Annotated in this window: 14 protein-coding genes and 1 tRNA gene; 2 read left to right on the top strand and 13 right to left on the bottom strand. The window is 31.5% G+C overall.

The features are described 5' to 3' along the window. Nucleotides 1-74 precede the first annotated feature (74 nt). Nucleotides 75-146, top strand: a tRNA-Arg gene (locus KEM10_RS22880). Nucleotides 147-244: 98 nt separating this feature from the next. On the opposite strand, the gene KEM10_RS22875 is transcribed toward KEM10_RS22880, so the two are convergent. The 9 genes from KEM10_RS22875 to KEM10_RS22835 form a co-directional block, all read right to left on the bottom strand. Continuing rightward, nucleotides 245-1558, bottom strand: coding sequence for a PIN-like domain-containing protein (locus tag KEM10_RS22875; protein WP_212220374.1), 1314 nt, complete (start codon nucleotides 1556-1558; stop codon nucleotides 245-247). Nucleotides 1559-1718: 160 nt separating this feature from the next. Next, complete coding sequence (locus tag KEM10_RS22870; RefSeq protein ID WP_212220370.1) at nucleotides 1719-2255, bottom strand: hypothetical protein; 537 nt, start codon at nucleotides 2253-2255, stop codon at nucleotides 1719-1721. Between the two features lie 41 nt (nucleotides 2256-2296). Further along, nucleotides 2297-3871, bottom strand: a complete 1575-nt coding sequence (locus tag KEM10_RS22865; RefSeq protein ID WP_212220367.1) for a phage/plasmid replication domain-containing protein — start codon at nucleotides 3869-3871, stop codon at nucleotides 2297-2299. 74 nt (nucleotides 3872-3945) lie between these two features. After that, nucleotides 3946-4233: a helix-turn-helix domain-containing protein gene (locus KEM10_RS22860; RefSeq protein WP_212220364.1), complete on the bottom strand. Its 288-nt coding sequence runs from the start codon at nucleotides 4231-4233 to the stop codon at nucleotides 3946-3948. A gap of 323 nt (nucleotides 4234-4556) precedes the next feature. Next, a complete protein-coding gene (locus KEM10_RS22855; RefSeq protein ID WP_212220362.1) occupies nucleotides 4557-5000 on the bottom strand; it encodes a hypothetical protein in 444 nt (147 codons plus the stop codon). Between the two features lie 32 nt (nucleotides 5001-5032). After that, nucleotides 5033-6259, bottom strand: coding sequence for a site-specific integrase (locus tag KEM10_RS22850; protein ID WP_212220359.1), 1227 nt, complete (start codon nucleotides 6257-6259; stop codon nucleotides 5033-5035). A gap of 249 nt (nucleotides 6260-6508) precedes the next feature. Continuing rightward, the gene (locus tag KEM10_RS22845; protein ID WP_212220357.1) at nucleotides 6509-7081 is read right to left on the bottom strand and encodes a hypothetical protein; all 573 of its coding nucleotides are present in this window, start codon (nucleotides 7079-7081) and stop codon (nucleotides 6509-6511) included. Continuing rightward, nucleotides 7071-7562: an RNA polymerase sigma factor gene (locus KEM10_RS22840; RefSeq protein ID WP_212220354.1), complete on the bottom strand. Its 492-nt coding sequence runs from the start codon at nucleotides 7560-7562 to the stop codon at nucleotides 7071-7073. The genes KEM10_RS22845 and KEM10_RS22840 overlap by 11 nt, the downstream gene beginning before the upstream one ends. Continuing rightward, nucleotides 7563-8408, bottom strand: a complete 846-nt coding sequence (locus KEM10_RS22835) for an alpha/beta fold hydrolase (RefSeq protein WP_212220351.1) — start codon at nucleotides 8406-8408, stop codon at nucleotides 7563-7565. A gap of 121 nt (nucleotides 8409-8529) precedes the next feature. Between KEM10_RS22835 and KEM10_RS22830 the strand changes: the two genes are divergently transcribed. Beyond that, a complete protein-coding gene (locus tag KEM10_RS22830) occupies nucleotides 8530-8961 on the top strand; it encodes a hypothetical protein (RefSeq protein ID WP_212220347.1) in 432 nt (143 codons plus the stop codon). 99 nt (nucleotides 8962-9060) lie between these two features. Here KEM10_RS22830 and KEM10_RS22825 read toward each other — a convergent pair whose 3' ends face one another. The 4 genes from KEM10_RS22825 to KEM10_RS22810 all read right to left on the bottom strand — a co-directional run bounded on the left by KEM10_RS22825 (nucleotide 9061) and on the right by KEM10_RS22810 (nucleotide 10950). Next, a complete protein-coding gene (locus KEM10_RS22825) occupies nucleotides 9061-9207 on the bottom strand; it encodes a hypothetical protein (RefSeq protein WP_212220344.1) in 147 nt (48 codons plus the stop codon). A gap of 257 nt (nucleotides 9208-9464) precedes the next feature. Next, on the bottom strand, nucleotides 9465-10016 hold the full coding sequence (locus tag KEM10_RS22820) for a hypothetical protein (RefSeq protein WP_212220341.1): 552 nt from the start codon (nucleotides 10014-10016) through the stop codon (nucleotides 9465-9467). A gap of 224 nt (nucleotides 10017-10240) precedes the next feature. Beyond that, nucleotides 10241-10561, bottom strand: a complete 321-nt coding sequence (locus KEM10_RS22815) for a hypothetical protein (protein ID WP_212220339.1) — start codon at nucleotides 10559-10561, stop codon at nucleotides 10241-10243. Further along, a complete protein-coding gene (locus KEM10_RS22810) occupies nucleotides 10561-10950 on the bottom strand; it encodes a DUF5958 family protein (RefSeq protein WP_212220336.1) in 390 nt (129 codons plus the stop codon). Before KEM10_RS22810 ends, KEM10_RS22815 begins: the two co-directional genes overlap by 1 nt. Between the last annotated feature and the right edge of the window lie 115 nt (nucleotides 10951-11065).

The raw sequence follows: 11065 nt of genomic DNA, 5'->3' as shown, positions 1-11065 counted from the left end.
AGAAGGAAATGATAGGTAAGATGCGATTTTTATATTGTACTAAATTCATTATTTTTGCAGCCACATTTATTACTGGTCCCGTAGTTCAACGGATAGAATAGCGGTTTCCTAAACCGTAGATATGGGTTCGATTCCCGTCGGGACTACTAAAAAGTCTGCAATCGATTGATTGTCAGGCTTTTGTGTTTTATTAGTGGCAAATTGGGTGTCAAAATATAGTTTTATTGTAGTTCTTAATTTCTGCTTAGTTATTTATAAGATGATGATAATTTGCATAACGATCAAGCGATTGAACAGTATATTCACCGTCACCTTCCCCAATTTTATCAAAGATTGCGTAGTTTTCATTCAGCATATCAAGTCGAACACGTAAATTTCCAACTTTTGTAAATTTTACCGGTCCACCTTTTTTTGAATTATGGATAACATACTGCAGAAATGCTACATTTGCCTTGTCCGCTTCTCGAGAAATAAAATTTAGATCATCATAACCATTATAAATTAATTCATTACAAAGTTCCTCTATGGTGTCCTCATTATCAGGAAGTTCTTTTGGATATTTCTCTTTTAACAACTCATCTAGGTTTAATGGGGTTATTTCCCATTTGTTGTATACTGAGCTAGGGTTAATTTTTATTAGGGAAGTAAAATCTATATGAAGAGTTTCCTCAAATATTCTTTGAGCATCCAGTATATATATTAATTGACCAGTATTATAGTAAAAGTTTTCAATATAATGAATATGTGGTTGTTTATTTTGCTTCATCCAATCACCTTTAGTCGTGTCATATGTCAAAAAGATTATATCAGATTTTTGGCTTGATGCATATTCCATCATTTCATAAAAAATAATGAAGTCCCCATATGGATTATCTGGTTTCGTTTTTAAATCCCCCATACCAGGGAAAGCCACATGAGGCTTTTTTATTAAGGAATCAATTTTTTCCTTTGAAATTTTTTTACTCATTATATCAAAGTCACTAATAGCTTTTTCCGCAATAGGTGCATCGGTATACATACAATTACAGGAATAAAAAAGCTCTAAAAATTTATCATTGAGTAAAATGTCACTATTTTCTTCTTTCTTTACTTCTATATTATTGTTAAGTTCCTTACTTAGATCTTCTAGTTCAACTTTTATGTTATTCAATTTTTTTTCGAATTCTCTATAATCAACTAATATCGTTTTGTTTTTTTCAAGAAATGACTTAAAATGATTCAAAATTTCCTTAGTGAAACTATTGGGTAATCCTTGTGTTACATCTTCGAAAAAACGTTCGATAATATCTTCCCTATTTTTCGTGAATTCTTTTTGTACTTGTTCTGTAAGAAAAATCCTATTTTTGTAATGATTATAAAATTTCAATAATTCTTCTCTTGCTTCAAAAGAAATGCTATATGATTTTAATAGTACATTAGTATCAAGAAAGATTGGCGTATCTCCCTTTAAACCAATAGCATTATTAAGACCGTCCTTGTATTTTTGTAGTACTTCTTTGTGGTTTCTTAAATTTGATTTTTCAATTTTATCGAGATAACTTATAACTTCCGTACTCATTTAATTTTAATTTGTTAATTAAATTGATTTTTTACATTTACTAGTACTGATAACTCAATGTAGTATGAAATTTGAATAAAAAAAAGACATTAATCAACTTTATGGTTCTATATTAAACTTAATAAAACTCCCTTGCTAAAACTAACAAGGGAGTAACTATTTATTCTTTTATTATCATAGAATACTCATTACAATTAGGGCAATGTAAGTAGTAATCTACTTCTATTTTTTCTTCTATTATTTGATTTAACATTTCGGGAGGGATTTTTGACTCTCTTACCTTGTCTCTTCTTTTTCCGCATTTAGAGCATTCTGTAATACTAATATTAAGTATTTCATTCATTAAATTTTCTTGTTTATTTGCTTCCTGAAATTCATAGTACTTTTCTGTCATTTCAAGAATCTTATGAATGGAATACTTTTGGACATAGTATTCTGATACCTCAATAATAATCTTATTGGCTATACAATCATGAGTGTTATAATCGATTACTAGATTGTATTTTTGTTCTAAGATATCTGCTAACTCATTTAGTGCGTCTTTAAAATTTTCTAGAACTCTTTCTTGTTTTAATATATCGTCAATATCGGTTTCATCTACCTCACCTAAAAGAGTTTGATAATATGCAGTTCGTATATATCTTAAAAAATATACTTCTAATTCTTTGTTCCTCTTAATTATTCTGGTAGTACTCATAAATTCAAATTGTTATTAAATATAAATAATTATTCTATAGATTAGTTGAAAAGTAGGTGGTACTCTTCAAATGATTCACTCTTTTTAATTTCTAAACTATCAATAGCCAAATGATTTTTGCTTAATCCAATCTTATCAAGTGCTTTAATGTAATTGTATTTGGTGCGCGTTGATATTATTTTCAATTGTACTAACTCATCAAATGAATGAGATTGAAGCAGCATTAAAATAGAGTTGATATAGGTTTCAGAAATGCGTGTTTTACGTTCTTTTGAGCCTTCGGGAAGGCTATTGTTGTATTTCTCTACATCTTTATTGTAAGCTATCACTCGTTTGGTTGTATCTGTAAATTTATCTAATGAGCTAATTCGAAATTCCTCTTTGAAGTTGAGAAATACATTAAACATTTCATCTAACAATTCCCTAGTGAAAAGTGCTATTGTTGGCGGTTTAAAAGTGCCTTTGTCATCCACTAGGCAAGCATTTAGTGAAGTATTCTTAAATTCATCTTCTTCTGTTATAGCTAGTCTAAATGTATTAGTACGATTAATAATTTTTGAATAGGCTTTGTGATGTACCTTCTTTTCTGGTGAAAAGCACCTATATTGTCTTTCAAGGTGATGAACGCTTAAGCTTTTAATTCTGTTATCTCTAATTTTCTTTACAACCTTTTCAACTTCTTTATAATCAAGTTTAGCTTGTTGCCATGTTTCGCAATTACTAGCAAATAAGTGTTTTTTAAACAAGTAACTCATGTAAGGCTTTTTAAAGGTAATTTCATAACGTAGAATTCGATCAGCTGTATCTTCTAATCCTTCGCAAGTCATAACACCATTTTGATATTTGCTTTCAACTTCGAAATATTCTTTGCCTAGTTTTTTATTCATAGCTAAATGGTGTTTCCGTTCACCTTTTGAGCTGGCATACTCCGAGCCTTTATGATATATTTTTGCGGCATACCTAGCATTTTGAATAAAAATAGAAGTACCCCAATCAACCTTATTTTTAGTAGTTTTTTTTAAATACTTCTTTTTTATACGCTTTTGATAATCGAGATACTTAAGAGCATCTTCTTTTGATTTAAAGTATTGATTGTAGCAAAGATCTAAGCGGTTAATCTCAATATCTTCTTTACTAATTTGTATATGTTTAAACCAAGTGTTTATAAACTTATCGATAAAGACTATTAGCCTGTCATATGTTATTTTGGTATTAAATTCTAAAGAATTTAAATCATTACTGTTGTATGGGTGATCCTCAAATTCATGAGGTACAAACTGCATGATGTTAGTACCATATATATATTTGGGAATAGAAAAGTTCATTTCTATGAAATCTCTGTCAACCCTTACACTATATGCCAAATAGTAATGAGATGATGTTAGGATTTTGTTTTTATAAATAGTGAATGTATTCCCAGTATCAGAATAGTGTAATTGTTTTACTTGAAGAAAACGGTCTTTAGTTATTTCACCTGTATCAAAATCCACAGCTTCTTTGTCATGCGGAGTGTCCAATACAGAAGTGTATTGTCCTTCACCTTCTTTTCGCAATGCCTCTAATATTCTTGGGTATTGGTGTAAGTTGTGTATTCTTAAGACGATTGTATCTACCATTGCTCATCCTCCCTCTGTTCTTTGAGTGAAAATCTTGCGCAGGTTCTGCTATGTTATAAGCACGCAGAAGTCCTTTACTTGATTGCCTCAACTTTTAAATGGTTAACTAAATCGGATTTGCTAAATAGAATTCTTCTTCCAACTTGGTGATATGGAATAAGATTATTCTTTTGGTAGTGCCATAATGAGGTGAGTGAGCAGCCTAAGAATTGACTAGCCTCTTCACGTGACAGCATTTTACTATCTGTTTGTTTTTGATTTTGTCTCGAACTTATAGTTTTAAGTTCTTCTTGAATAGTTTGTCGTAATAGAGTTATAATTTCCTCTTTAAACTCTTGTGTTAATGTGAATTCCATTTTCATAATGAATCAAATTTTAAATTTATTTTGATCCAAAAGTCACTATGAAATCATGCTTGGGTCGGGGTTTGGGTCGACCCAAACGTGAAAAAAAATTCTTTGAACACGTGTTTAGGAGTTATTATTTATAGTGTATTAGTTCTGATTTACAGTTTATTCAATTTCTTCAAACAAAAATAATATTGACTCTGAACCCGTCAAGGGTATATAAACGGACTGCCGCAGGCGCAACACAGCCCGCCCTTGACAGAACCCTCATCAATTATTCATTATGTTTTTGAAAGTTGAAAAAGGAAAAATATTAGAGGAGGGGGAATATTGGAGAATTAGTCGAAGCTTCCTAGGTCATTATGAAGTTCCGAGAGTTTCATGTCTGCTAGTTCAACACCTGCAGTGAAGGATATCATTTCAAACTGGTTTCTAACTATAGTAACATCATGAATCAGTTTTAGTACGGCTTTCTTTGAAGAATTATCTGGACGGTTGAAAGGATTAGAGATTTGTTTACGCACTTTGTCTGGGTTTAGACCGGTTAAAAAGAAAATAAAATTAGCGTCTCTTGTATTTTCACCTGTTTGCTTTGGAAAACAATTAGCTTGACGTAAAAAGTATAATGCAATCACAGATTGTCTAATAGTGCCTTTTGTTTCCTCTGTTTTTTGCTCTTGGGGTTTGTTTTTATCATTTATCAGCTTTTCAAGGTTTTCAATTCTTTCATTTTGCTTTTTATCCTTTCCATCTTGGATCATTTTTTTTAATACTTTATCCATAGATGGGCCATAAATATTACTATTATTCATGCTTATCCAAATATTTTATCCATTTCACTTTTCTTATGCTCATCCACTACTTTAAAGTATCGTTTAAATACCTTATAATCTTTGTGTGTAGTTATGTCCATTATCACTTCGGTTTTCATGCCTTTTGCAAGAGCATTTGTGATAAAGGTTTTTCGAGCGATATGCGAAGATAATATTTCACTCTTATCAACCATCTTTTCTTCTCTAATTCCACCTTTGTAGGTTACAAGTTGAACTTGTGTTTTTAGTTTTACAAGTCTTCCTAATTCTTTTAGGTATTCATTAAATTTTTGATTTGTTATTTGTTCAAAAACATTTCCTTTTTTGCCTTTATACTTATTATAAATGGAACGAGAGTATTGATTTAAGGGTATAGCATTTGGGGTGCTTGTTTTGATGGTTGTAATGAAAATGTAATCATCTTTAATATTCTCATGTTTAAGATTCATTATATCTGAGAAGCGCATACCCGTGAAGCATCCAAAGCAAAAAACATCCCTTATTTTTTTTAACCTTTCATTTTCTTCAAGGTCATAATTATTGAGATGTATAAGTTCATCCCACGTTAAGAAGAATATTTGACCTTCATTGGTAGCAGTTTTAAACTTTTGATAATTTATATTTTTATTGTAGCCTTTATCGGTTGCCCAATTTAAAAAGGTTTTCAACTTCTTAATATCTTTTGCAATACTACTATTTGCCAGCTTTACATTTTTGAGAAGAAAATCAACATAAATTTCATGGAAAGAGTTGTTAATAGTGTTATATGTCAAGTTGTACTTTGTTGCAGTTGCAAATTGCTCCAAATGATTGAGTGTGGTTTGGTAACTCTTAATTGTGTTGGGCTTTTTACTATTCTTAGATATTTTAATATACTCTTCAAAGTGACTAATAATATTAGCTGAATCTTCCCGATTAAGAAAGTCATTGATTTTTTCTTTCAGTTTGTCAAGATTAACTACTTCACCTTCTACTAAGTATTTATTGTATTCATCTACAGTATACTTGTCTAATTTATCTAAGAAGGCATTTAGGGTTGTGGCATTTGAATATTGTGATTTTGCTCTTTGCTTATTAGGTGACCAATTTTTTTCTTCAATACGCTTACCAATATAGTGTCGTAGTCTTTTACCCTTGTAAGTGACAACTAGAAATATTTGAAATGGCCTTTTTGTATTAGCAACCTTTTTAAGGTTGAATTTTACAAGTGATTTGGTCTGATATCCCATAACTAAAAATTAAAGTGGTGTCAAATGTGGTGTCAAATTAACCTTAATTCATTTTAACACTATTGAATTTTGTTAAAGTTCAAATATAGCTAATCCTTTAATAATAGGGGGTTAGTTGAGTTATTTAAAGTTGATTAATTATTATTGAAGGTGTGAAAATAGTCCCGTCGGGACTACTTTTGAAAAGTATAAAACATTAAATGTCATCTCTATATAAAGGGTTGACATTTTTTTTAGATTACATTTAGGTTATTTCGTCTTGTTACTACCATTATTTTTATTCAAACTATTCAGAAAACTATGCTCTTTTCGGATGGTGTTAACAATAATTACTGCGATTACTACAAGTGAAACAACTCCGGAGATTACGATATAAAGGTAAAACCCTCTGGAAAACATTTGTTTAAAATAAGGTAATAATAGAGTGAAACCAAAAGTATAGATAGCGAAACACACCGGTGTAATGATGTAGTTCACTTTCAATCTTATTTGATAATGTTTTTTTAGGTATTTTTTAAACGAATGGTTATCTAACGAGATAAGCTGATGTTCCTTTTTGTAGATTGAAAGAAACTCAAGTGCAATTCGAAAAGTCAGACTCGAAATCATTAATATCATTCCAAGTGTAAAGGTATTCCAGTTGTTGCCCACATAATAAATTGCATAAGTCAGTAAAATAACTACAGTTACCGACATTACAGCAATGGATATATATTGACTATTGCGTTGTTTATTGGCTTTTTTAATAATCTGATCCGGACTGGCAATTACAGAATCGGATTTTTGACTATTCCATGTTTGAGATAATATATCATTTTTCATTGGTAATACATTTTAAAAGTGATTGTCTTATTCTACTTAATCGTGTGCGCAATGCTCCGTGTGCAACTCCCATTGTTTCAGCTATTGTAGCCTGAGGAGTTTCCTCTAATTCTAATAGAATGATGGTTTTATTATTAGGTGTTAGCCGATCGATGCATTGGTACATTTTTTCAATGGGCACTTCCTTGTTTTCGTTATCTATATCAGTAAAGGTGTCTTCCAGTATGCTTTCGTTGATTTGAGTGTGTTTGCATGATTTTCGCAAATCACTCAAACAAATATTTACCGCAATTCTAAAAATCCAGGTACTTACCGATGATTTTCCCTGAAAGGATTTTCGGTGGTTCCATACTTTTATAAACGTTTCTTGTTGCCACTCTTTAGCCAATTCTTCGTTACCGGATGCATAACCCAAACACAACCTGAAAACTTTAGGAGCATAGGTGTTATATATTTGATCGAATTCTTCTTCTATTCTCATTTATTGTATGGCTAAGATTAGTTGAATTTGCTCCATAAACCATGTGGGCTGATCGAACATTACGAAATGTGCAGAATTATCGGCAATTATCAATTCGTATTTTGACAAATTAGCGTATTGGTTTTGATAAGTTTGCTTCACCATTTCTTTTCCGAATGGCTTATCGGCAGCTAATATAGTTACCGGGATGGAAATATTCTTCAAGTCTTCTCTTTCATCCATTTTAAGATAGTCGGTATATCCGTACACATAGGTTTTTCTATCAGCCTGAATCATCCAGTCTTTAATTTTTTTCTGAGATTCAGGATTCAGACTCATGCCTTGCGACATACCAGCAGCCATCTGTTCAAAATCAGCATCGCTCATGGCCAATTGTTGTTTACCATATGGGTTGTCGTAGACTAAGTTATCAGGATTGAAATTCGGTATCATAAGGGCGCCTGCTGCAGGTAGAGCGTCAACCAATATAAGTTGTTTAATGGTGTTGTTTTCTCTGCTGGCCAACCACGTAGCTATGGTGCCACCTAAGCTATGTCCAATTATGGTTAAGTCTGTAAGTTTATTTTTTTGGATGTAGTTTTCGAGTGCTTCATTTACTTTTGGGAGCCATGGAAATTCAATAGGTGCTTTACCACCAAAACCAGCCAAAGTAACAACATGACATTCATAATTTTTTTCTAGTTGATTAACTACCGCATCCCAACCTTCACCGGGAACTGTAAAGCCAGGTATCAGCATTACCGGTTTACCTTTACCCATAACTTTTACATCAATAGCTTGATTACTTGTTTGTGCCTGAGTGTTTAACGAAAAAAAGACTGCTAGAATTAAAATAATGTTTTTCATGATTTCTGTATTTAAGTTTCGCTTTAGATGCAGAAATCAGATAATGTTACATCGATATCATCATTTTTTTAAATTTTCTCTAAGTTCTAACTCGGATTCTAACCATTTTTGAGTCCTATAAATGGGTCTTATTAAAGAAAAGTACATCGTTGGGATACCGATTAGCCATATTACTCCAACTACTTTTATTTTCTCCATAAGACTTGTAGCTAATACATTATTAATTGTTACACCAGAACTTAATATTATAGTTGGAACAACTATTATGAAGATTGAAAAAAGAAGTGTCCCAGAAATAGATGGGAAAATATTTATTTTAATAACAGTATGGTTGGTCGACTTTAAAAATCTACCAATAATTCGTGGTTTAAAAGAATCATATTGGCTTTGTCTTATTTCACGTATCATAAAAATTGATTGCTTTAATTTAGCTTTAAATCGCTTTGGTTTTAGCAATCTGTTTTTCAATCTTTCTTCTGTTTTAGATTTGATCCAATTGTCAATTTCTACAACAGATAATTTGGTTGAATATGATTTGCTAATTATCATTTAATATGTTTTTTGCAAAGTGGCATTCGAAGTTTACTAGACAAAGGCGACCCAACGAGTCGGCTCACTTATACTTTAATAGCCATCGTTGTGCTTTCGTGGTTTATTTTTTTTCTAATTCCTTTTCTATGTTTTTTAAACGAGTGTCTATTGATTGCATTCCACTGATAACTTCATTAGACCCTTTTTTCAATATAATCGAAATTCCTCCGCCGAAAACAATAATTGCTATTAGTATAAATAATTCCATAATTTATGTTTTTGTTGGTTTTTAATTATTTCAATGAGTTAATTGTAAAAAAGGTTTTACCATTCAATATGCTCAGTATATTTATCTTCTATATAATTTCCAAAGTCATTTTGCTTTGAAAAATACAACGTATCAATATTTAATTCCCATATTCCAGATTCACTCGTGGCGTGCTAGTCGTGGTGTAGTGTCACCCGATAGGGGGACTAGGACGAGGCGGACTGAGCCAAGCTCTATTCTAGCGTGTTGTACCCAGTTTATTCTTCATAAACAAATCGTTTTTCATTTTTCTTTTTTGTCCTGAAAGCTTTTTTTACGTCATGGAGATTATAGAGTCCACGTTTAACAGAATTTTCAAGCTTAAATCTTAAATCAGAAATTCGTTGATAATACTCTTTTCCAATCATCACAATTTCGTCATTATTTTTATCATGAACATGATTGTTTAGATTAAAGAAAAGACTATTTAATTTTTCGAGATCCTTAACAGTTTCATCGTCAATCCACAAACTATATGATATCGCAATGAACAAGTTTTGTTGATATTCTAGGAATTTGGTTTCACCGTTATCAAAAATCAGATGATAACTTTTTCTATCATCATCTATAACAACACCTTTCAAAATACCAATCTGATTTTCTATATATTGATATGCTGTTAATCTTTTTTTTAGAATCTCTTTAAAGTATTCTGTTTTAAAGTCATATTTCTTAAGTTTTAATGTAATGAAATATGAAACAATGGCAGATACAATACCTGCTATTACAGAACTTGATAATGCTATTTTAATTAATTCGATTTGTTGCATTACTTGTGAAAGTATTTATTGTGTACTTAAATTGGGTACAACGTTAATAATATGAGCATGTAGCGGTATTAAAAGCGGTTTCGTATCGAGTTACAAAGTAGCCAAAGCTACACAAAATTAAATAGTCAAATCGGTAGATTTGGCGGGGCTGATTAGAACCACTACCGCCCAAATACCCACCGAAACCGCTATTGCTTATATTTAGTGTTGTGGGTATGTGCTTTTTATATTTCTATTATTTCAGCTTCTCCAATCTTATTTCTTCCTTCATGAATCCACCAAATCCGACCGATTTGGATAAATCTCTCAATGTCACCATGTCTTAGAAATCGGACTGTGGCAATAATCGATTCTCCAGGGGACAAAAACTCTTGTCCTTCAAAATTTACATCTCCGATATATGTTGCAATAAAATCATTCGAATTTTCTTTGTACTCAAATACATGATTAGGTCGATAGCCACTAATAATCGGAGTTTTTCGACCACCAATATCTGTTCGATAAAGTTTAAATTTTGCTTTTATTATAATCAGATCAGTATTCATTAGTCTTTTATATTATGCCATTCATGTCCACAACCATTTCTACATTCTGTTTCACGTCTGTATGTATCAGCTGTTTTGAAAATACTCAACATGATTATTAAAGACTTTCGTAATTCTGAATCAGGCAAGTCCACAATTTTATTAGTTGCTATCTTAAATGTCTGTGTTTTGAAAAGAACCACAGGCGTCATTGTTTCTTTAATCGGCGCAGTCTTTATCGCAGTTAAAATCAATTCGTCAGTTGGATGTGCTTGTTGTGCAAACATTATTAACTTATCACGAATCTCTTTTTGTCCAGTCAAATCAAACTGGTCAAACCAATCCAACATCTCGGAATCAGTCAATTTATTTTGAGCGTACTTATTAATATTTATTTCAATCTCTGTCATTATGTACGATGCTCTTTTTGCATTACCCACAACGGTTAACTAGGCGCTGAAATGGAAACTGATCTTATATGTGAATATAAGAGCGGTTTCTGTTTTTGCGTTTAGTGGGTGTTAT

This window comes from Carboxylicivirga linearis, assembly GCF_018271995.1.
GTDB lineage: Bacteria > Bacteroidota > Bacteroidia > Bacteroidales > Marinilabiliaceae > Carboxylicivirga > Carboxylicivirga linearis.
The sequence above is the reverse complement of the archived record's forward strand: the minus strand, read 5'-3'. Positions and strand labels throughout refer to the sequence as shown.